General features: G+C 69.4%; 18 protein-coding genes and 1 tRNA gene. 11 read left to right on the forward strand and 8 right to left on the reverse strand.

The features are described from left to right. Positions 1-3 precede the first annotated feature (3 nt). The 3 genes from ABIE45_RS09575 to ABIE45_RS09585 form a co-directional block, all read right to left on the reverse strand. Positions 4-903 carry an alpha/beta fold hydrolase gene (locus ABIE45_RS09575; RefSeq protein ID WP_192706498.1) on the reverse strand — a complete coding sequence of 300 codons (900 nt, stop codon included), beginning with the start codon at positions 901-903 and terminating at the stop codon, positions 4-6. Positions 904-915: 12 nt separating this feature from the next. After that, positions 916-1,929 carry an SDR family oxidoreductase gene (locus ABIE45_RS09580; protein WP_192706499.1) on the reverse strand — a complete coding sequence of 338 codons (1,014 nt, stop codon included), beginning with the start codon at positions 1,927-1,929 and terminating at the stop codon, positions 916-918. Positions 1,930-2,058: 129 nt separating this feature from the next. Continuing rightward, positions 2,059-3,489 carry a mannose-1-phosphate guanylyltransferase/mannose-6-phosphate isomerase gene (locus ABIE45_RS09585; RefSeq protein ID WP_192706500.1) on the reverse strand — a complete coding sequence of 477 codons (1,431 nt, stop codon included), beginning with the start codon at positions 3,487-3,489 and terminating at the stop codon, positions 2,059-2,061. A gap of 198 nt (positions 3,490-3,687) precedes the next feature. Here ABIE45_RS09585 and selA point away from each other — a divergent pair, with 198 nt between their 5' ends. Together selA and ABIE45_RS09595 are read left to right on the forward strand one after the other, a co-directional pair. Continuing rightward, positions 3,688-5,142 (forward strand): L-seryl-tRNA(Sec) selenium transferase, encoded by a 1,455-nt coding sequence (gene selA, locus ABIE45_RS09590; protein WP_192706501.1) that lies wholly within the window; start codon positions 3,688-3,690, stop codon positions 5,140-5,142. Between the two features lie 114 nt (positions 5,143-5,256). After that, positions 5,257-5,727 carry a MarR family transcriptional regulator gene (locus ABIE45_RS09595; RefSeq protein WP_192706502.1) on the forward strand — a complete coding sequence of 157 codons (471 nt, stop codon included), beginning with the start codon at positions 5,257-5,259 and terminating at the stop codon, positions 5,725-5,727. Positions 5,728-5,757: 30 nt separating this feature from the next. On the opposite strand, the gene ABIE45_RS09600 is transcribed toward ABIE45_RS09595, so the two are convergent. Then, the gene (locus tag ABIE45_RS09600) at positions 5,758-7,119 is read right to left on the reverse strand and encodes a pentapeptide repeat-containing protein (RefSeq protein WP_192706503.1); all 1,362 of its coding nucleotides are present in this window, start codon (positions 7,117-7,119) and stop codon (positions 5,758-5,760) included. A gap of 45 nt (positions 7,120-7,164) precedes the next feature. Beyond that, entirely contained in the window at positions 7,165-9,483 is a 2,319-nt protein-coding gene (locus tag ABIE45_RS09605; protein ID WP_192706504.1) for an FdhF/YdeP family oxidoreductase, read from the reverse strand. 154 nt (positions 9,484-9,637) lie between these two features. On the opposite strand from ABIE45_RS09605, the gene ABIE45_RS09610 reads away from it, so the two are divergent. Continuing rightward, on the forward strand, positions 9,638-9,811 hold the full coding sequence (locus tag ABIE45_RS09610) for a metallothionein (protein WP_192706505.1): 174 nt from the start codon (positions 9,638-9,640) through the stop codon (positions 9,809-9,811). 47 nt (positions 9,812-9,858) lie between these two features. Here the strand turns inward: ABIE45_RS09610 and ABIE45_RS09615 are convergent, their stop codons facing one another. The 3 genes from ABIE45_RS09615 to ABIE45_RS09625 all read right to left on the reverse strand — a co-directional run bounded on the left by ABIE45_RS09615 (position 9,859) and on the right by ABIE45_RS09625 (position 11,169). Continuing rightward, positions 9,859-10,146: an MTH1187 family thiamine-binding protein gene (locus ABIE45_RS09615; protein ID WP_192706506.1), complete on the reverse strand. Its 288-nt coding sequence runs from the start codon at positions 10,144-10,146 to the stop codon at positions 9,859-9,861. Positions 10,147-10,208: 62 nt separating this feature from the next. Beyond that, positions 10,209-10,282 (reverse strand) — tRNA-Gly (locus tag ABIE45_RS09620). A gap of 44 nt (positions 10,283-10,326) precedes the next feature. After that, entirely contained in the window at positions 10,327-11,169 is an 843-nt protein-coding gene (locus ABIE45_RS09625; protein WP_192706507.1) for a 3-keto-5-aminohexanoate cleavage protein, read from the reverse strand. Positions 11,170-11,344: 175 nt separating this feature from the next. On the opposite strand from ABIE45_RS09625, the gene aroQ reads away from it, so the two are divergent. The 8 genes from aroQ (at position 11,345) to ABIE45_RS09665 (ending at position 19,690) form a co-directional block, all read left to right on the forward strand. Beyond that, the gene (gene aroQ, locus ABIE45_RS09630) at positions 11,345-11,794 is read left to right on the forward strand and encodes a type II 3-dehydroquinate dehydratase (RefSeq protein ID WP_192706508.1); all 450 of its coding nucleotides are present in this window, start codon (positions 11,345-11,347) and stop codon (positions 11,792-11,794) included. Positions 11,795-11,940: 146 nt separating this feature from the next. Continuing rightward, positions 11,941-12,642 (forward strand): orotate phosphoribosyltransferase, encoded by a 702-nt coding sequence (locus tag ABIE45_RS09635; RefSeq protein ID WP_192706509.1) that lies wholly within the window; start codon positions 11,941-11,943, stop codon positions 12,640-12,642. Between the two features lie 11 nt (positions 12,643-12,653). Then, the gene (pyrC, locus tag ABIE45_RS09640) at positions 12,654-13,733 is read left to right on the forward strand and encodes a dihydroorotase (RefSeq protein WP_192706510.1); all 1,080 of its coding nucleotides are present in this window, start codon (positions 12,654-12,656) and stop codon (positions 13,731-13,733) included. A gap of 175 nt (positions 13,734-13,908) precedes the next feature. Continuing rightward, complete coding sequence (locus ABIE45_RS09645) at positions 13,909-15,354, forward strand: amidase (protein ID WP_192706511.1); 1,446 nt, start codon at positions 13,909-13,911, stop codon at positions 15,352-15,354. Between the two features lie 425 nt (positions 15,355-15,779). Next, positions 15,780-17,555 carry an acetolactate synthase 3 large subunit gene (locus tag ABIE45_RS09650; protein ID WP_192706512.1) on the forward strand — a complete coding sequence of 592 codons (1,776 nt, stop codon included), beginning with the start codon at positions 15,780-15,782 and terminating at the stop codon, positions 17,553-17,555. A gap of 82 nt (positions 17,556-17,637) precedes the next feature. Further along, positions 17,638-18,180: an acetolactate synthase small subunit gene (gene ilvN / locus ABIE45_RS09655; RefSeq protein WP_192706513.1), complete on the forward strand. Its 543-nt coding sequence runs from the start codon at positions 17,638-17,640 to the stop codon at positions 18,178-18,180. A gap of 125 nt (positions 18,181-18,305) precedes the next feature. Then, positions 18,306-18,950 (forward strand): glutathione S-transferase N-terminal domain-containing protein, encoded by a 645-nt coding sequence (locus ABIE45_RS09660; RefSeq protein WP_192706514.1) that lies wholly within the window; start codon positions 18,306-18,308, stop codon positions 18,948-18,950. A gap of 86 nt (positions 18,951-19,036) precedes the next feature. Next, on the forward strand, positions 19,037-19,690 hold the full coding sequence (locus ABIE45_RS09665; protein ID WP_192706515.1) for a TetR/AcrR family transcriptional regulator C-terminal domain-containing protein: 654 nt from the start codon (positions 19,037-19,039) through the stop codon (positions 19,688-19,690). Positions 19,691-19,696: the final 6 nt, after the last annotated feature.

The raw sequence follows: 19,696 nt of genomic DNA on the forward strand, positions 1-19,696 counted from the left end.
GACCTATGCCGCCGGACGCAGCGACAACGCCGCACGCACCACCGCGTCGGCGTGGAAATGGTGCAGCATGTGGCCGGCTCCCGGCAGGAGCTCGAACGTGGCCGGCGGCATCAGGCCGGCGGCGCGCCGCCCGTGGACGAACGTGTTCACGACCAGATCGGCGCTGCCGCACACGAAACGCGCCGGTGCGCGCGCGGTCGGGTAGGACAGAACGCTGCGCGTGAGCGCTGGCCAGAGCCATCCGGCATCCTCGCCTTCCGCGGTGATCTGCGCGGGCCGTGCGGCGAGGTCGAAGGGGAAGCGGCGGGCGAACGTGTCCGGCATCGCCTTGGGGAAGAACATCGCGTTCCAGAGCAGCGGAAGCAGCGCCCTGTCACTTCCGGCGCTCAGGAGTTTGGACAGGAGATCGCCGCCGAACGGCAGCGCCCGCGGGCCGAACAGCACGTGCTCCAGGCGGGGCTCGGGGAAGCAGATCGGTGCGACGGCAACGACGCCGGCAATCTCCTCCGGGTGAAGCATTCCGTAGGCGAGGGCGACCGCCGCGCCGAACGAGTGACCGACGATCACCGGACGGTGCACATCCAGGCGCTGCACCGCGTCCCGGATCCGGGCGGCCTGATCCCAGATATCGGCCGCGCGTCCGCGAGGGCGCAGGCTGAAGCCGTGCCCCGGACGGTCGACCGCGATCACCCGGAAATGCTCCGCCAGCGCCGGCACCGGCCCGAGCCACATGTCCTCCAGGCACATCAGCGTGCCGTGGATCGCCACGAGATCGGGGCCGCGCCCGGTTTCCGCGTAGGCGATGGTCCGGTCTTCGGAGAGCTGGACGATCCCGCGCGGGACGACCCGCGGGTCGCGTTGCGCGTCCGACGCAGGTCGGCCCGGACCGGGCAGAGTGTCCATCACAAGGGTCAACTACAGAGGCCGACGGCGACCGGGCGCGTTGCTGAGCACGGCCAGCGCGGTAGCCGCACCGATGCCGACGAGGCCTGCCGCCGCGGCGAGCGGGTGCAGCGTCGCCCGGGTGTATGCGCTGGTCCGCAAGACGGGGAGCGGCGGGTCGCCACGCATCTCGCCCGCCGCCACGGGCGCATGCAGAGCCCCATCCGGATTGCGGGGGGCGCTCGCGCGCTTCTGGAGCGCGATGATCGCCGGGGCGAGATAGTCGTAGGCGCCGGGCGCGAACTCCTTGCCGGCCGTGAAGGCCTTGCCGGCGCCGCCCACGAAGATGTCGCGCTGCGGGTGCACCGCCGCGTGCAGGATGGCGTTCGCGACCTCCTCGGGCGGGTAGATCGGCGGCGGCAGGCTGGGCTCGCGGTCCATGTAGTTGCGCGCGCGCTGGGGCAGGGGGGTATCGATCGAGGCCGGCTTGATCAAGGTGACCGACACCGGGTCCTTCTCGTACATCAGCTCCATGCGCAACGCGTCGGTGAAGCCCTTCACCGCGTGCTTCGAGGCCGCGTACATGCCCTGGAACGGGAAGGCGAGGTCCGAGGCAATGCTGCCGACGTTGATGAGCGCGCCGCCATGCTGGCGCAGGTGCTCGGTCGCCACCAGCGACCCGTAGACCGTGCCCCAGAAATTGGTCTGGATCAGTCGCTCATGGTCGGCATCGCTGATCTCGCGCAGCCGGCCATAGATCGAGCCGCCCGCGACATTCACCCAGGTGTCGAAGCCGCCGAAGGTCGCCTCCGCGCGGTCGGCGACGGCCTGGACGTCCGCCCGGCGGCCGACATCGGCGACCACGTCGATCGCCTTGCCGCCGATCCCCTCGATCTCGGCCCGGATGCGCGCCAGGGCATCGCCGCTGCGCGCCGCCATGACGACGCGGGCGCCGCGCTCGGCCGCCATCCGCGCTGTGGCCAGCCCGATGCCCGACGATGCGCCGGTGATCACGATGACCTGCTCGCGGAGCGGCTTGTGCTTCATGAGTCTCCCCCGGTGTCTCGATATGCGGCTGCCATCCGCGAGGGACGCGACCACACACTGCTATTCACCGGGAGGGCTTCATGGTTCCAGATACTGGAAGGGTGTTTGCGTCGCAGGGCGCGATTTCGGTCAGCGCCCGTAGATATCCTCGACGCGGATGATGTCGTCCTCGCCGGTATAGGAGCCGACCTGCACCTCGATCAGCTCCAGCGGGATCTTCCCCGGATTGGCCAGTCGGTGCATCGACCCGATCGGCAGGTAGACCGCCTCGTTCTCGTGGACCAGAACCACCCGCTCGTCGATCGTAACCTCGGCGGTGCCGCGCACCACCACCCAGTGCTCCGCCCGGTGGTAGTGCTTCTGCAAGGACAGGCGGCCGCCCGGCACCACCTGGATCCGCTTCACCTGGAACCGCTCGCCGATGTCGATCCGCTGGTACCAGCCCCACGGCCGGTACATCCGCAGATGCGCGTCCGCCTCCGGCTCACCCTTCGCCCGCAGCGCGGTCACCAGCTCCTTCACCTGCCCCGAGCGCGCCTTCGAGGCGACCAGCACCGCGTCGGGCGTGGACACCACCACCACGTCCTCCAGGCCCACCACGGCGGTCACGCCGTCGCCCTGGCTGTGGACCAGGCTGTTCTTCGTCTCGATCAGCGACACCCGGCCCCGCACGGCATTGCCCGCCTCATCGTGGTCCAGGACTTGCCAGACCGCGTCCCAGGTGCCGACATCCGACCAGGGGAACGACACCGGCAGCACGCCAGCCTGGGCGGTCCGCTCCATCACCGCGTAGTCGATCGAGATCTTGGGGGCCAGGGCGAAGGCCGCCGCATCGAGGCGCACGAAATCGAGGTCGGTGACCGCGGCCTCCAGGGCCGCGCGCGCGGCCGCGAGCACGTCCGGCACGAACGCCTCCAGCTCGGCCAGCATCAGGTCGGCGCGGAAGAGGAAGTAGCCGGAGTTCCACAGCGCGCCCTCCGCGATCAGCGCTTCGGCGCCGGCCCGGTCGGGCTTCTCGACGAAGCGTGCGACGCGGGCCGCGCCCGGCGCCTCCGTGATCGGCTCGCCGCGGCGGATGTAGCCGTAATCGGTGGCGGGGCGGTCCGGCTCGAGGCCCAGCGTCATGGTGTAGCCCGCCTGCGCGCCGGCGGCCGCGCGCACCACGGCGTCCACGAAGGCGGCCGTGTCGGGCACGACATGGTCGGCGGCCATGATCAGCACGACCGCCTGCGGGTCGGCCACCGCCGCGTGCAGCGCTGCCACCGCCACCGCGGCGGCCGAGTCGCGCCCCTGGGGCTCGAGCAGGATGTCGGCGGCAAGGCCGAGCTGGTCGCGCTGCTCGGCGACGATGAACCGGGCCTCGGCCGAGGCGATCACGGTCGCCTTCGCGAACACGGCCGCGTCCGACACCCGCGCCAGCGTCGCCTGGAACGTCGAGCGCTCCGCGTCCACCAGCCGGGCGAACTGCTTGGGCATGCTCTCCCGCGAGGCCGGCCACAGCCGCGTCCCCGTCCCGCCGCACAGGATCATCGGGTGGATGACAGCAGAGGCCCGGGACATGATGACGTCTCCCGATAGGATCGGCCGGCGGCCCGCATGGCCTGGGCCCGGGCCGCTTCGTAAAGCTTTGGTACGCCATCGGCGACCGTTTTCCGGATGTGGCCTTAACGTCGGACCCGGGGCGGAACAATCCTGTGCGGATTGTCCGCGTGCTGCCGGGCTGGCCCGGCGCCGGCGGATCGTTATCTGTTCTTCTGCATGAGCTCATCCGCCCAGATCCACCCGAGCGCCGTCGGAACACCCCGCCGGATGCCATCCGTCGAGCGCTTGGTCGGCAGTGCGGCGGCGGCCGATCTGGAAGTCTATGGGCGGACAGCCTTCACCGACGCGATCCGGGCCGTGCTGGCCGACCTCCGCGTTGCGGGTGGCCCGGTGCCGGACGAGCCGGAGATCCGGGCTGCCGCGTGCGCGCGCCTCGCTGCCGAGCGACGCCCCTCCCTGCGGCCTGTGTTCAACCTCACCGGGACCGTGCTCCACACCAATCTCGGTCGCGCCCTGCTGCCGCGCTCGGCCGCCGAGGCGGTCGCCGCCGTGATGGTGCAGGCGAGCAACCTGGAATTCGATCTCGAAACCGGAGGCCGGGGCGAGCGGGACGACCACGTCGAGGGCCTGATCTGCCGCCTGACCGGTGCGGAGGCCGCGGTGGTGGTGAACAACAACGCGGCCGCGGTCCTGCTGGTGCTGAACGCGCTCGCCACGCGCAAGGAGGTGGTGGTCTCGCGCGGAGAGCTGGTGGAGATCGGCGGCTCCTTCCGGGTGCCGGACGTCATGATCCGCGCCGGATGCCGTCTCCGCGAGGTCGGTACCACAAACCGCACGCATCTCGGCGACTACGCGGAGGCGATCGGCCCGCGCACCGGCCTGGTGATGAAGGTGCATCCGAGCAATTACGCGATCGCGGGCTTCACCGCCGCCGCCGACCCGGCCGCCCTGCACGCCCTCTGCCGCGAGCGCGGCGTGCCGCTTGCCGACGATCTCGGCAGCGGCAGTCTCGTCGATCTCACCGCCTACGGCCTTCCGGCCGAGCCCACCGTCCGGGCGGCCCTGGCGCGGGCCGACGTGGTGACGTTCAGCGGCGACAAGCTCCTCGGTGCGGTCCAATGCGGCATCGTGGCCGGCCGGAAGGACCTGATCGCCCGCGTCCGCAAGAACCCTTTGAAGCGGGCCTTGCGCGTCGACAAGATGACCTACGCGGCCCTTGAAGCGGTGCTGCGCCTCTATCTCCACCCCGAGCGGCTGCGGGCGGAGCTGCCGACCCTGCGGCTGCTGACCCGCGACCGCGCGGCGATCGCCGAGCAGGCGGAGCGGCTCGCGCCCGCGGTGGCGCAGCGGCTCGCCGGCAGCGCGACGGTCTCGGTGGCAGCGTGCATCAGCCAGATCGGCTCCGGCGCCCTGCCGGTCGAGACCCTGCCCAGCGCCGCGCTGGTTCTCCATCCGGATCCGGGGGGCGGGCCGGGCCGGCGCGGCGCCGGCGGTCGGTGCAAGCGGCTGGCCGAGCGCCTGCGCGGGCTGCCGATACCGGTGATCGGCCGGATCAGCGACGACACGATCGTCCTCGACCTTCGGACCCTGGAGGACGAGACCGGGCTCCTCGACACCCTGGCGGCGCTCGCATCGCCAAATAGTGAGTCACGATCCCAACCCGGTTGTTAGGAAATCGTAACGCTCGGCTGGACCTTGTGCGCCGGCTTCGCGTGTTATGGTATGATGACAAACCCGCGGTCGCGGTCGAGAGTGGCGGTGCCTGGACCGCGATGGGCGAACGATATGGCGTACACTGCCGACACGTTAGAGGCGGAGCGAGAGTCGGACCCGCTCCTCCTGGATAATCAGCTTTGCTACGCGCTCTATGCGGCCGCACACCGGATGACCAAGTCGTACCGCCCGTTCCTGGAGCGGCTCGGCCTGACCTATCCGCAATATCTCGTCCTTCTGGTCCTGTGGGAGCAGGACGGCGTCACGGTTTCCGAGATCGGCCGGCGGCTGCGACTCGATTCCGGGACCCTCACGCCGGTGCTGAAGCGACTTGAAGGCGCGGGCTTCCTGCTCCGCACCCGCCGTCAGTCCGACGAGCGCGAGGTCGAGATCGCGCTGACGCCGAAGGGCTCGGCACTCCGCTCCGAGGCCGTCTCCGTCCGTGAGAGCGTGATGTGCCAGCTCGAACTGAGCGAGCCCGAGATCCGCGCCCTGCGCAAGGACCTCAGCCTCGTCATCGACCGCCTGAGCGTGGGCGAGTGACGGCTCCGCGCAGCGGGCCGCAGCCTCCCATCATCGGCGCAGGCGGTTGCCCAGGACGAAGCCGTAGAGCCCCATCAGGATGATGCCGACCGCGCCCTCGAGGCCGACCAGCAGGTTGGTGACGCGGCCGGTGGGCTTCAAACCGATCTCCGGTGGGTTGGCGGTCATCATGTTGAGCGCGCTGTAGCTCAGGAGATCGAGGGGATTGTAGGTCGGGCCCGCCTCCGGCCCGGCCAAGATGAACAGGCCGCCGGTCAGCCCGTAGAGGCCCGCGAACACGACGATCAGCAAGGCGAAGGCCCGGGCGATGCGCGACAGGCTCTCGCCGTAATCGCACAGCCACTCGACGAAGCGGTCGGCGGTCCAGCGGTAGCCGTGCCGCAGAACGCCGGTCCAGTCCCGCTCGGTCCAGGCGGCCAGCGCCTGCCGCCCGGCATGGAAACGTCCCATCCGGCGGCCCCGCTTGTAGGCCCAGCTCGCCGCGTCATGGCTGCCGATGCTCTTCCAGTTCTGCTCCAGGGCCAGATAGCTCGCTTGTGCGGCTTCGTAGGCGCCGGCCACCTCCTCGCCGACCGCGCCGCCGAGCTGCTCGACGCTCATCCGCGTGCCGTTCAGCCACGCGCCGGAGAAGCGGGCGTGCCGGAGGCGGCAGGTGGCGAGATTCAAGCGCACCAGATCGGTATCCGACAGGTCAGCCCCCGACAGGTCGGCCCCGTCGAGCTTCGCCCCGGTGAAATTCGCCCCCCGCAGCCGCGAGCCCGCCAGGCTCGCCTTCGTCAGGCTGGCGCCAGCGAAATCCGCGTGGGTGAGGTTGGCATCCGCGAGCTTGGCTTCGTCCAGGCGGGCCTCGCGGAACACCGTGTCGTCGGCGTCCGCCCCGGAGAAATCCGTGCCCCAGAGATCGGCGCCCGCGAAATCCGCCCCGTCGAGGAGCGCGCCGGACAGGTCGGCGAACCGCATCGCGGCCTGGCCGAAGCGCGCATCCTCCAGCATGGCGCCGACGAACTTCACTTGGCCCGCGACCGTCCCGGTGAAATCCGCGCCCGATAGGTCCGCCTCGGAGAGGTCGGCCTCCTCCAGGATGGCGCCCGTGAAGCGGGTCGAGCGCCCGACCACCCCGCCGAGCGTGGCCCGGCGCAAATTCGCCCCGGTGAGGTCGGCCTCCTCCATCCGGGCGCCGGAGAGATCGGCCCCGGTGAGCGGCAGGCCGCCGGACTCGGGATCGGCGGTCCCCGCCTCAGCGGCCAGCACATCGGGGCACGCCCGCAGATGCGAGAGGTCCAGTCCCGGCGCCCGCAGGGGCGTCTCGGCCGCGATCCGGTCAAGGAGGGCGAGCAGACGCGGATCCGCGTAAGCGTCCGGTCGTGCGTCGGGTGGGGTCGCCTGGTCCATGATCGTTCCTTGCCGGAAGGAGCGACCGCGCGCCAGACGCTCCTCTCAGCCCGAGCGGGCCGCTGCGGTCACCCGGACGGTGATCGCCTTGGCGGCGGGCGTCTTGGATTGCTCGTCATGATGCCAGAGCGGCAGCAGGACGTTCAGCTCGGGGTAGTAGCCGCCGCAATTCCCTTCCGGAATGTCGTAGGCCACGACCCGGAGCCCGCCGACACGCCGCGGAACCGAGTCGTCGGCCTCGGTCTCCACGTCGACGCCGCCGCCATCCTTCAGTCCAAGCCGAGCAATGTCCTGCCGGTTCATGAACAGCACGTCGCGGGTGCCCTTCACGCCGCGGAAGCGGTCGTCGTAACCGTAGACCGTCGTGTTGAACTGGTCGTTCGATCGGAGGGTGATCAGGTCGAGCACATCCGGGCCGCGGGCCGGCAGGTCCGGGTCGGCCTCCAGGCCCGCCGGCACAGCGAAGTTCGCCTTGCCGGTCTCCGTCTCCCACTTCCGGTCGCGGGCGCCCAGCGGCTTGGTCAGGCCGCCCGGCTGGAACATCCGCCCGTTCAGGTCGTGGAACACCTTGGGATAGGTCGCCTCGATGGCCGCGCGCACCCGGCCGTAATCGGCGACCCAGGAATCCCAGTCGATCCGCGGATTCGGTGGCAGGGTCGCCTTCGCGATCTCCGCCACGATCCAGGGCTCCGAGCGCAGGTGCGGGCCGACCGGATCGGAGACGCCCCGGGAGCCGTGGAAGCGCGCGGTCGAATCCTCCATCGAGACCACCTGCGGGCCGCTCGCCTGCCGGTCGATCTCGATGCGGCCGAGGCAGGGCAGAATGTAGGCCACCGCCCCGTTCACGAGATGCGAGCGGTTGAGCTTGGTCGAGATCTGGACGGTCAGCCGCTGCCGACGCCAAGCCGGCTCCATGCGGCCGGTGTCGGGGACCGCGCGCAGGAAGTTGCCGCCCAGCCCGATGAAGGCCTTCACGCTGTCGTCGAGGATGCCCTCACAGGTCTCGACGGTGTTGAGCCCCTTCTCCCGCGGCGGCTCGAAATCGTAGAGTTCCTTCAGCTTGTCGAGGGGCGCCAGTTCCGGCTTCTCGGTGATGCCGACCGTGCGCTGGCCCTGCACGTTGGAATGGCCGCGCACGGGGCAGATCCCGGCCCCGGGTTTGCCGATATTACCCCGCAGGAGCAGCAGGTTGACCAGCATCCGCACGGTCTCGGTACCTTTGCGGTGCTGCGTGAGGCCCATCCCGTAGATGCCGATCACCGCCTTGGCGCGGGCATAGGCTGCGGCCGCGGCTTCCAAGGCAGCCCGGGTGAGCCCGGAGCGCCGCTCCAGCGCGGCCCAATCCTGCCCGTCGCAGAAGGCGACGAAATCCTCAAACCCGTGGGTGTGCTCGGCGATGAAGGCGTGGTCGAGCACGCCGGGCCGGCCAGACGCGGAAGCCTCCCGGTCCATAGCGAGCAACGCCTTGCACAGGCCGGTGATCGCCGCGAGATCCCCGCCCGCCTTCACCTGATGGTACTGGGTCGAGATCTTCGTGGAGGACCGCGTCAGCATCTCCACCGGCGATTGCGGATCGGTGAAACGCTCCAGCCCGCGCTCGCGCAGCGGGTTGAAGGTGATGATCTGCGCGCCGCGGCGGCGGGCCTCCTGGAGCGGGTGAAGCATCCGCGGCGCGTTCGACCCGACATTCTGGCCGAAGAAGAGGATCAGGTCGGTGTCCTCGAAATCCTCAAGGAGCACCGTGCCTACGGGCGCGCCGATCGATTGGGGCAGCGCCACCGAGGTCGGCTCGTGGCACATGTTGGAGGAATCCGGCAGGTTGTTGTTGCCATAGAGACGCGCCAGCAGCGCCCACATGTAGCTGGTCTCCAGGGAGGCCCGGCCCGAGGCGTAGAACACGACCGATTTCGGGTCGGCCGCGCGCAGGGCCTTCAGCTCCCGCCCAATCTCCGCCATCGCTTCGGCCCACGAGACGGGGCGATAGCGGTCGGTCTCGGGATCGTAGCGCAGGGGATGGGTGAGGCGGCCCTGCTCCTCCAGAGCGTAATCGCTCCAGCCGAGCAGCTCGGTGACGGTGTGGGCCGCGAAGAAGTCCGGCGTCGCACGCCGCCGTGTCTGTTCCCAGGCGGTCGCCTTGGCGCCGTTCTCGCAATACTCGAAGGCGAGCGGCTTGGCGGGCTTCGCCCAGGCGCAGGACACGCACATGTATCCGTCCGGCTTGTTCTGCTTCAGCAGCATCGCCGAGCCGGTGACCGGCACACCCTCACGCGTCAGGATCTCGACGAGGGAGCGGGCCGAGCCCCAGCCGCCCGCCGGGCCGTCATAAGGCTCGATCCGTACGTCGCCGGTTTCTTGTTCAGCCATGCCGTCCTCCCGTCCGGCACGCCAACGACCGGACGAGGGAAACGCGCGAGCCGGGAAACGGATCACGGGCGCGTCACCGCGGCCGGGCCGGCTTTGCTTATGGATGTCCCGGATCTAGCGTCGACTCGTCCACATAAGAGCACAGGAGGAGATCGTGGCCAGCGTCGACGTCGAGATGGTGAAGTGTGCCTGCCAGGACTGCGTCTGCGTGATCCCGGTCGCGAAGGCGGTGTCCCGGGACGGGAAGGCCTATTGCTGCGACTCGTGCGCCGACGGGCACACGGATCATCCCGGCTGCGACCATGCCGGCTGCAGCTGCCACGGCTGAGGTCGATTGGGCGTCCAGACCGCGCGGCGGGAGCGCCGCGCGCCGCGTCAGGAGACGGCCGTCAGCTTGTCGGCCATGGACTGGTCCTTGTCCCGGCGCGTGGAGAAGATCAGCGTGAAGAAGGTCCGCTGAACCCCGAGTTCCGCGAGCTTCGCCTCGCACCGCTCGGCCAGCGCGCAGATCTCCGAGAGCTCGCCCTCGATGTTGGTGCCGTTGGGGTGCATCGTGGCGGTCAGGCCGCTCGACTCGATGATCGCCTTGATCGCGCGTACGTAGGGCGAGACCGACGGACCGACGCCCATCGGCACGATGCAGAGGTCGGCCGAAACCTTCATGATGTGTGCCTGATCCGGAAGAGGCGCGACCCGGCGCGGCGACCGCGGCCGGCGGCGCGGGCTGGAGCGGGTGAAGGGAATCGAACCCTCGTATTCAGCTTGGAAGGCTGCTGCTCTACCATTGAGCTACACCCGCGCGGTCGGAGCGTTAGCACGCCGACCCGCGCGTGAGAAGGTGGCTCAGCCAAGCCCGAGCGCGGCGCGCGCCTCGGCGGGCGTCGCGACACGGCGGCCGTGGCGGGCCACGGCCTCGGCGGCGAGCCCGACCAGCTCGGCGTTGCTCGCCGCCAGACGGTCCTTCGCCACCCGGATGTTGTCCTCAAGCCCCGTGCGCACCGCGTCGGCGCCGCGGGCCAACGCCCAGTCCATCACCACCGCCTGATTGCGGCCGATCCCGGCGGCGGTCCAGGTCGCCTCGGGCAGGATCCGCCGCGTCTCGGCGAGCAGGATGTCGAGGAGGTGCTCTTCGGCCGGCATGGCGTTCTGGACGCCCATCACGAACTGCACGTGCGGGCGCGCGTCGATCAGGCCCGCCTCGATGAGGCGCTTGGCGCCGTGCAGGTGCGAGAGATCGAAGATCTCGATCTCGGGCCGGACGCCGTGCTGCTTCATCTGGCTGGCGAGTTCGGTCACGAGGCTCGCGGAATTCTCGTAGACGATGGTCGGGAAGTTCACCGAGCCGGTGGACAGGGAGGCCATGTCGGGCCGGTGCCTGAGCGAGAGGCCACGGGCAGCCGGGTCGCGCCCGCGCCCGCCCGTGGAGAACTGCACGATCATCCCCGGGCAGTGCTGGCGCAGCCCCTCCTGCACGGCGGCGAACTTGTCCGGGTCGGAGGAGGGCGACTCGTCGTCGTTGCGCACGTGGATGTGGCAGAGCGTGGCGCCCGCCTCGAAGGCCTGATGCGTCGATTCGATCTGCTCGGCCACCGTGACGGGCACGGCCGGATTGTCCTTCTTGCGCGGGACCGAGCCCGTGATCGCCACCGCGATCACCACGGGTGCGTCGCTTCGGGATGCCGCCATCCATTTATTCTCCCTGCCTCATCCCCTCGCGCCGTCCGGGATAGCGCCGCAGGTCGCGGATCTGAACCGACCGGCGTGTGACTCTGGTCCGTATGCGGGACATCTCCGGCCGGATGACATCCTGCCCTTGTGTCTTGCCGGCGCTTGCCGCACCTCTCGGGCCGCGAGGCACACGATGAACGAAACGATCCTGGTCCTGAACGGGCCGAACCTGAACCTGCTGGGCAAGCGCCAGCCGGAGATTTACGGCCGCGAGACGCTGGCCGATGTCGAGGCCCTGTGCCGCGAGACCGCCGCAGGCTTCGGACTCGCGGTCGAGTGCCGCCAGAGCAACGCCGAGCACGTGCTGATCGACGCGATCCAGGAATTCCGGGTCGGCTCGGCCGGCATCGTCATCAACGCCGGCGCCTACACACACACCTCGGTGGCCATCCTCGACGCGCTCAATACCTGCGAGGTGCCGGTGATCGAGTGCCACATCTCGAACGTCCATCGCCGCGAGGCCTTCCGCCACCACTCCTACATCTCGCTCGCGGCGACGGCCGTGCTGGCGGGGTTCGGGACGCACGGCTACGCTCTGGCGATCCGGCACCTCGCGCATCTGCGGGCCGGCAAGACCGCGTGAAGTGAAGCGCGGATAGCGCGCTGCGCAGGGTTGACGCTGGCGGAGACAGGGCGGAGGAGGGCGGTCAGGCCCTTATTTAATGCGTTCTCTCCGGCCGGACTGGTCTTCAAGCCCCGGAGAGCACCCAAGCGGAGCGCGCACGCCGCATGACCAGCCCCTTCCTGCCCCTCGACCGGCAAGTGATCGCCCGCGAGGCGGCCAAGATGTTCCTCGAGATCGGCGCGGTGCTCTTCTACAAGGACGAGCCGTTCAAGTTCACCTCCGGCTGGGCGAGCCCGGTCTACACCGACAGCCGGAAGATCATCTCGTTCCCGCGCCTGCGCTCGACGCTGATGGATTTCGCCACCGCCACGATCGTGCGCGAGATCGGCTACGAGAAGCTGACCCACATCGCGGGCGGCGAGACCGCCGGCATCCCCTTCGCCGCCTGGATCGCCGACCGGATGATGCTGCCGATGCAGTACATCCGGAAGAAGCCGAAGGGCTTCGGCCGCAACGCCCAGATCGAAGGCGAGATCGTCGAGGGCGCCCGGACCCTGCTGGTCGAGGATCTCGCCACCGACGGGCGCAGCAAGGTCAATTTCTGCAAGGCCCTGCGTAATTCCGGCGCCCAGGTCGATCACTGCTTTGTGTTGTTCTACTACGACATTTTCCCCGGTAGCGCCGCGCTGATGGAGGAGATCGGCATCAAGCTCCACTACCTCACCACCTGGTGGGACGTTCTGGCGGTGGCCAAGGAGATGGACACCTTCGATCCGAAGACCCTCGAAGAGGTCGAGCGCTTCCTCAACGCGCCGGCGGAGTGGTCGGCGGCCCATGGCGGCATTTCCGCCTTCGGTCAGGCCTGAGGAGTTTCGCGATGGGCGTCGCAGACCTCTTCCCCGCCGAGCGCCAGGAGGCGAAGCCGGTCGACCGGATCACGATCCGCCGGCCGGACGACTGGCACATCCACCTGCGCGACGGTGCCATGCTGAAGGCGGTGCTGCCCTACACGGCGGCGCAGTTCGCCCGGGGCATCATCATGCCGAACCTCGTGCCGCCAGTGACCACGGTCGCGGCCGCGCAGGCCTACCGGGAGCGCATCCTCGCCGCACTCCCCGGGGGAATGGATTTCACGCCGCTGATGACCTGCTACCTGCGGGACGACACCGATCCGGATGAGATCGAGCGTGGCTTCCGGGACAAGGTCTGGGTCGCCGCCAAGCTGTACCCGGCCGGCGCGACGACGAACTCGCACGCGGGCGTCACCGACCTCAACGGGATCGCGCCCGTGCTGGAGCGGATGGAGCGGATCGGCATGCCGCTCCTGATCCACGGCGAGGCGACCGACCCGGAGATCGACATCTTCGACCGCGAGGCCGCCTTCATGGAGGGCAGCCTGATCCCACTGCTCGGCCGCCATCAGGGACTGAAGGTCACCGTGGAGCACGCCACCACGGCGGAGATCCTCGACGTGGTCCGCGAGCACCGGAGCCGGTGCGCGGCGACGATCACGCCGCACCACTTGGTGATCAACCGGACCCACATCTTCCAGGGCGGCCTGCGCCCGCACCTCTACTGCCTGCCGGTGGCCAAGCGCGAGCGGCACCGGCTGGCCCTCCGCAAGGCCGCGACCTCGGGCGAGGCCTGCTTCTATCTCGGCACCGACACGGCCCCGCATGTCCGCGGCGCCAAGGAGGCGTCCTGCGGCTGTGCCGGCGTGTTCTGCGGGCCTTCCGCGCTCCAGACCTACGTGCAGGTCTTCGACGAGGAGGGGGCACTCGACCGGTTCGAGGCCTTCGCGTCGCTCAACGGTGCGCGCTTCCACGGCCTGGAGCCGAATGCCGGGACCTTGACCCTAGAGCGGCGGCCGGGCCGGGTCGCCGAGGCGGTCGCGGTCGACGACACAACCGTTGTGGTGTTCCGGGGCGAGGAGACCCTGCCCTGGTCGGTGGCGTAATCACCTAGGGCAAGGTCTGCGCACCGTCATCGCGCGCGCAGCGAAGCGACTCAGGGCAGCGCGAGGCTGAACCCGCGTTGCGCTGCTGGATTGCTTCGCTCCGCTCGCAAAGACGGTCACCGATCTTGCATCGCGGCGTGGTCGGTGCAGCCCACCAGATCGAAGGAGCGGTACGATGCAGGACGCGCGACCGGACGGCATCACGGCCATGGGCGCGGTGGACCTCGCCGCCGCCATCCGCGGCCGGATCGTCTCCTGCGCCGAGGTGATGCGCGCCTATCTGGACCGGATCCACAGGATCAACCCGCAGGTGAACGCCATCGTGGGGCTGCGGGACGACGCGGCGCTACTTCAGGAGGCGGATGCCGCGGATGCCGTCCTGGCGCGCGGTGAGGCGGTCGGACCGCTCCACGGTTTTCCACTCGCCGTGAAGGACCTCGATCCCGTGCGGGGCCTGCGGTTCACGCAGGGCTCACCGATCTTCGCCGACCGGATCGCCGACACCGACTCTATCATGGTGGCCCGGCTTCGCGCCGCCGGAGCGATCTTCATCGGCAAGACCAACATCCCGGAATTCGGCCTCGGATCGCACAGCTTCAACCCGGTCTACGGGACCACCGCCAACGCTTACGATCACGACAAGACCGCGGGCGGGTCGAGCGGCGGCGCCGCGGTCGCGGTGGCCCTGCGAATGCAGCCGGTCGCCGACGGCAGCGACCATGCCGGATCCCTGCGGAACCCGCCGGCCTTCAACAATTGCTACGGCCTGCGCCCGGCCTGGGGGCGCATCCCCGCCGAGGCCAAGGACGTGTTCAGCCCCGGCCTCGGCGTGCTCGGGGCGATCGGGCGCACGCCCGCCGATATCGGCCTGATGCTCTCCGTCCAGGCGGGCTACGACCCGCGCAACCCGAACGCGATCCGTCAGGACCCCTCCGCCTTCGCTAGCCCGCGCGCCCGAGATTTTCGCGGCACCCGCATCGCGTGGCTCGGCGATTTCGGCGGGCAGATCCCGTTCGATCCCGGTGTGCTGGAACTCGGACGCTCCGCACTGACGACCTTCGTCGAGCTGGGCTGCATCGTCGAGGAGGCGGTGCCGCGCTACGATATGGAGCGGCTCTGGCAGGATTGGCTGGTGCTGCGGGCACTCACCGTCGCGGCGGCTTTGCGCCCGTTCTACGATGAGCCCCGCCATCGGTCTCAGCTGAAGCCGGAGGCCGCCTGGGAGGTTGAGCGCGGGCTGGCGCTCACCGCCGACCAGATCATCGCCGCCCTCGAGGGCCGCACGCGCTGGTACGAGACCTTGCGCCGGTTCATGGCGACTTACGATTACCTCGTGATGCCGACGGCGCAGGTCTTCCCGTTCGACAAGGCTCTGCGCTGGCCCGAGACGGTGGGTGGGCGCCGAATGGATACCTATCACCGCTGGATGCAGACCGTGATCCCGGTGACCATGGCGGGCTTGCCGACCCTCGACGTGCCGGCCGGGTTCGGAGAGGCCGGACTGCCCACCGGCATCCAGATCGTCGGTCCCAACCACGGCGAGCTCGCCTGCCTGCAACTCGGCACAGCCTACGACGCGGCGAGCAACTGGGTCCGCCGCTACCCGCCGCCGGTGTCGTGAAGGCGCGGAAGCGGCTCGAAGCACCGAAACGGCACGACAGAGCCGTTGACCCGCTCCCCGCTCTCCGCTAAGAGGCCCGACACTTCACGCGCGATCCGTTGCAATCCATGCTGGATTGGTCGGCCGCCGCGGGGCGAGTTCGGATATCCGATGACCACGATCCTTATTGTAGCGGTAGCGTCACCGACGGGGCGGCCCTGAGCTAGGGCCGCGGTCCGAGCGGTGGCGCATGCAGGGTCCCTCGGGGCCCTTTTTTGTTGCCCGCGTCAGGGCAGCATGGGATCGGCGCAGACGGGATATCGACGCGAAGGGCACGTTCGGGCGAGGCGGAGACCGCTTCGCGGGACGAAGGTGCAGTGAGAGAGGACGGGGCAGGGCGGCGATCCGAGGATCGCGGTGGCTCCGGAGAGCGCGAGGAGACGAGCATGAGCGGCGAGGTCATGACCGGGGCCGAGATGGTCATCCGGGCCTTCCAGGATCAGGGTGTCGACACGCTGTTCGGGTATCCGGGCGGCGCCGTACTTCCGATCTACGACGCGCTGTTCCACCAGAACGCCGTCAAGCACATCCTCGTCCGCCACGAGCAGGGCGCCGTCCACGCGGCGGAGGGCTATGCCCGCTCCTCCGGCAAGGTCGGCTGCGTCCTCGTCACCTCGGGTCCCGGCGCCACCAACATCGTCACCGGCCTGACCGACGCGATGCTGGATTCGATCCCGCTGGTCTGCATCACCGGCCAGGTCCCGACGCACCTGATCGGCACCGATGCCTTCCAGGAATGCGACACGGTCGGCATCACGCGCCACTGCACGAAGCACAATTACCTGGTCAAATCGATCGACGACCTGCCGCGCATCCTGCACGAGGCGTTCTACGTCGCGGCCAACGGCCGGCCGGGCCCGGTGGTCGTCGACCTGCCCAAGGACATCCAGTTCGCCTCGGGGCTCTACGAGCGTCCTGAGATCGCGAGCCACAAGACCTATCGCCCGGCCGTGAAGGGCGATTCCGATCGGATCCGCGCCGCCGTCGAATTGATGGCAACGGCGCGCCGGCCGGTCTTCTACACCGGCGGCGGCGTGATCAACTCGGGCCCGGAGGCTTCGCGCCTGCTGCGCGAGCTCGTCCGCGAGACCGGTTTCCCGGTCACCTCGACCCTGATGGGGCTCGGCGCCTATCCGGGCACGGACGAGAAGTTCCTGGGCATGCTCGGCATGCACGGGACCTACGAGGCCAACCTCGCGATGCACGAGTGCGACGTGATGATCTGCGTCGGCGCCCGGTTCGACGACCGGATCACCGGCCGGCTCGACGCGTTCTCGCCGTTCTCGAAGAAGATCCACATCGACGTTGACGCGTCCTCGATCAACAAGGTCGTGAAGGTCGATGTCGGCATCGTCGGCGACTGTGCCTCGGTGCTGGCCGACATGCTCGAGGCGTGGCGCGCTTTGCCGTCGCGGCCGGATAAGTCCAACCTCGATTCGTGGTTCCAGAAGATCGGGACCTGGAAGGCGCGGGACTGCCTCGCTTACTGGCCGTCCGGCACGATCATCAAGCCGCAATACGCGGTCCAGCGCCTCTACGAGGCCTGCAAGAGCCGCGAGACCTACATCACCACCGAGGTCGGCCAGCACCAGATGTGGGCCGCCCAATACTTCAAGTACGACGAGCCGAACCGCTGGATGACGTCTGGCGGCCTCGGCACGATGGGCTACGGCCTGCCGGCCGCGATCGGCACGCAGCTCGCGCACCCGAACGGGCTGGTGATCGACATCGCCGGCGAGGCCTCGATCCTGATGAACATGCAGGAGATGTCGACGGCGGTGCAGTACCGCTTGCCGATCAAGGTGTTCATCCTGAACAACGAGTACATGGGCATGGTCCGGCAGTGGCAGGAGCTGCTGCACGGCTCGCGCTACTCGCAGAGCTACTCGGAGAGCCTGCCGGATTTCGTGAAGCTGGCCGAGGCCTACGGCGCCAAGGGCATGCGCTGCGAGAAGCCGGGCGACCTCGACGGCGCCATCGCCGAGATGCTCGCCCATGACGGCCCGGTGATCTTCGACTGCATCGTCGACAAGACCGAGAACTGCTTCCCGATGATCCCGTCGGGCAAGGCGCACAACGAGATGCTCCTGTCCGATTACCTCGGCGAGACCGGCGTCGAGCTCGGCGACGTGATCTCCGAAGAAGGCAAGATGCTGGTGTGAGGGCGGGCGGCCCGGCGTCGAAGCCGGGCCGCGATCCGCCGCTGCGGCGGCGATGGGTCGAACGACGAGGACGAGGCCGGCGATGAACGCGATGAACACCCACTACCCCGATGCGGTCCGCGTCGAGCCGGTGAACCGGCACACGCTGGCGGTGATCGTCGACAACGAGCCCGGCGTGCTCGCCCGCATCTCGGGCCTGTTCTCCGGCCGGGGCTACAACATCGAGAGCCTGACGGTCTCCGAGACCGAGGAGGCGCGCCACATCTCGCGCATCACCATCGTTACGACGGGCACGAACGCCGTGATCGAGCAGATCAAGGCGCAGCTCGACCGCCTGGTGCCGGTGCACCGGGTCGTGGACCTGACGCTCCAGGGCAACGCCATCGAGCGCGAGATCTGCCTCGTGAAGGTGAAGGGCGAGGGCGAGCACCGCAGCGAAGCCCTGCGGCTGGCCGCTGCATTTGGCGCCAAGACACTCGACGCGACGCTCAACTCCTTCGTGTTCGAGCTGACTGGCGCCACAGAAGATGTCGACCGGTTCGTGCGCCTGATGAGTGTGATCGGGCTGGTGGAGATCTGTCGCACCGGCATCAGCGCCATGGGGCGCGGGTCGGACCCGCTCTGAGCTTCTGACGCGCGGCCAGTCGGTGCTCGGGGGAGCCGGAAGACGTCGTCGGCATCGAAGGCGACAGCCGGCTGGCCGTTGTCGCTGAAAACGCCGCGCCCGCGTTCGTCGATTAAGGACTCCGCATGACCGCCCGCACTCTCTACTACGCCCCCGGCGCCTGCTCGCTCGCCGCCCACATCATCCTGGAGGAATCCGGGCTGCCCTACGAGGGTAATAAGCTCGACCTCGCCGCGGGCGACCAGCGTCGGCCGGAATACCTGTCCATCAACGATCGCGGCCGCGTGCCGGCGCTGACCGAGGACGGCTGGGTGCTCACCGAGTGCGCCGCGATCCTGCGCCACGTCGCCCGTCAGGTGCCGGAAAAGGGGCTCTGGCCCACTGACCTGCGGGAGCAGGCCGCCGCGGACGAGTGGCTCGGCTGGCTCGCCTGCAACCACCACGTGACCTACGCGCATGTCCGCCGGCCGGAGCGCTACACCGAGGACGAGAGCGCCTTCGACGGCATCAAGGCAAAGGCCGCCAACACCTATGCCGATCTCGCCACCATGACCGAGGTGCGCCTCTCGCACGGTGGCTGGGCGGTGGGTGACCGCTTCAGCGTGGTGGACGCCTACCTGATGGTCTTCTGGTTCTGGGCGAACGGCCCGACTCTTCGGTTCGACATGGCCGGCCGCTTCCCGGCCTGGACCGCCCATGCCCGCCGGGTCGCCGAGCGCCCGGCCGTCCAGGCCGTCTTCGCCCGCGAGGGTCTGCCTCTCCCGCGCTGACACGGCCGGCCGCGGCACCCCCTTGCCGCGGCCTCCGAATCGGCCTACAGCGCGTACCGTACGGTACGGTACGCCATTTCGAGACGATGCAGGCCAGCGCCACAGCAGAGCAGGACGCACCCTCGGCACGCCAGCAGGCGGTGCTGGACGCCGTGCTCGGCCTCATGGTCGAGGACGGCGAGCAAGTCACCATGGACGCCGTCGCGCGCCGGGCGAGCTGCTCGAAGGAGACGCTCTACAAGTGGTTCGGTGACCGGGACGGATTGCTGACCGCGACGGTGCGCTGGCAGGCCTCCCGGGTTCATGCCGGGCGCGACGCCGCGCAGGTGCTCGACGGCGTGACCCTGCGGGAGCGCTTGCAGGACTTCGCCGTGACGTGGCTGGAGGTCATCACCGGCCCGACCTCGGTCGCGCTGAACCGCATCGCCATCGCGCATGCGGGCTCGCGCAAGAGCAACCTCGGCGGCATCGTGCTCGCGAACGGGCGCTTCGCCATCGGCGAGCGGGTCAAGCCCGTGCTGGAGGCCGGCCGCGCCGCCGGCCTGCTGAGCTTCGCCGACAGCGAGGCCGCCTTCCGCACCTTCTTCGGCCTCGTCGGCCGGGATATCCAGATCCGACTTCTGCTCGGCGAGACCCTCGACCTCGACGGGGCCGAGATCCGGCGCGATGCGGGCCGCGCCGTCGAGCAGTTCCTGACCCTCTACGGTCAGGCCAAACCCGACCCGAATCACCGAACTTAAGAGGAG

This window comes from Methylobacterium sp. OAE515 (genome assembly GCF_041806315.1).
In the GTDB taxonomy this organism is placed as follows: Bacteria; Pseudomonadota; Alphaproteobacteria; order Rhizobiales; family Beijerinckiaceae; genus Methylobacterium; species Methylobacterium tardum.

What these genes read in the sequence shown, in the direction of transcription:
- ABIE45_RS09635 (WP_192706509.1), top strand. Translation starts at nt 11,941, where the DNA reads ATGACCAGCCCCTTCCTGCCCCTCGACCGGCAAGTGATCGCCCGCGAG.
- ABIE45_RS09660 (WP_192706514.1), top strand. Translation starts at nt 18,306, where the DNA reads ATGACCGCCCGCACTCTCTACTACGCCCCCGGCGCCTGCTCGCTCGCC.
- ABIE45_RS09580 (WP_192706499.1), bottom strand. Translation starts at nt 1,929, where the DNA reads ATGAAGCACAAGCCGCTCCGCGAGCAGGTCATCGTGATCACCGGCGCA.
- ABIE45_RS09650 (WP_192706512.1), top strand. Translation starts at nt 15,780, where the DNA reads ATGAGCGGCGAGGTCATGACCGGGGCCGAGATGGTCATCCGGGCCTTC.
- ABIE45_RS09625 (WP_192706507.1), bottom strand. Translation starts at nt 11,169, where the DNA reads ATGGCGGCATCCCGAAGCGACGCACCCGTGGTGATCGCGGTGGCGATC.
- ilvN (WP_192706513.1), top strand. Translation starts at nt 17,638, where the DNA reads ATGAACGCGATGAACACCCACTACCCCGATGCGGTCCGCGTCGAGCCG.
- ABIE45_RS09645 (WP_192706511.1), top strand. Translation starts at nt 13,909, where the DNA reads ATGCAGGACGCGCGACCGGACGGCATCACGGCCATGGGCGCGGTGGAC.
- ABIE45_RS09605 (WP_192706504.1), bottom strand. Translation starts at nt 9,483, where the DNA reads ATGGCTGAACAAGAAACCGGCGACGTACGGATCGAGCCTTATGACGGC.
- ABIE45_RS09575 (WP_192706498.1), bottom strand. Translation starts at nt 903, where the DNA reads ATGGACACTCTGCCCGGTCCGGGCCGACCTGCGTCGGACGCGCAACGC.
- ABIE45_RS09595 (WP_192706502.1), top strand. Translation starts at nt 5,257, where the DNA reads ATGGCGTACACTGCCGACACGTTAGAGGCGGAGCGAGAGTCGGACCCG.
- ABIE45_RS09600 (WP_192706503.1), bottom strand. Translation starts at nt 7,119, where the DNA reads ATGGACCAGGCGACCCCACCCGACGCACGACCGGACGCTTACGCGGAT.
- ABIE45_RS09585 (WP_192706500.1), bottom strand. Translation starts at nt 3,489, where the DNA reads ATGTCCCGGGCCTCTGCTGTCATCCACCCGATGATCCTGTGCGGCGGG.
- aroQ (WP_192706508.1), top strand. Translation starts at nt 11,345, where the DNA reads ATGAACGAAACGATCCTGGTCCTGAACGGGCCGAACCTGAACCTGCTG.
- pyrC (WP_192706510.1), top strand. Translation starts at nt 12,654, where the DNA reads ATGGGCGTCGCAGACCTCTTCCCCGCCGAGCGCCAGGAGGCGAAGCCG.
- ABIE45_RS09615 (WP_192706506.1), bottom strand. Translation starts at nt 10,146, where the DNA reads ATGAAGGTTTCGGCCGACCTCTGCATCGTGCCGATGGGCGTCGGTCCG.
- selA (WP_192706501.1), top strand. Translation starts at nt 3,688, where the DNA reads ATGAGCTCATCCGCCCAGATCCACCCGAGCGCCGTCGGAACACCCCGC.
- ABIE45_RS09665 (WP_192706515.1), top strand. Translation starts at nt 19,037, where the DNA reads ATGCAGGCCAGCGCCACAGCAGAGCAGGACGCACCCTCGGCACGCCAG.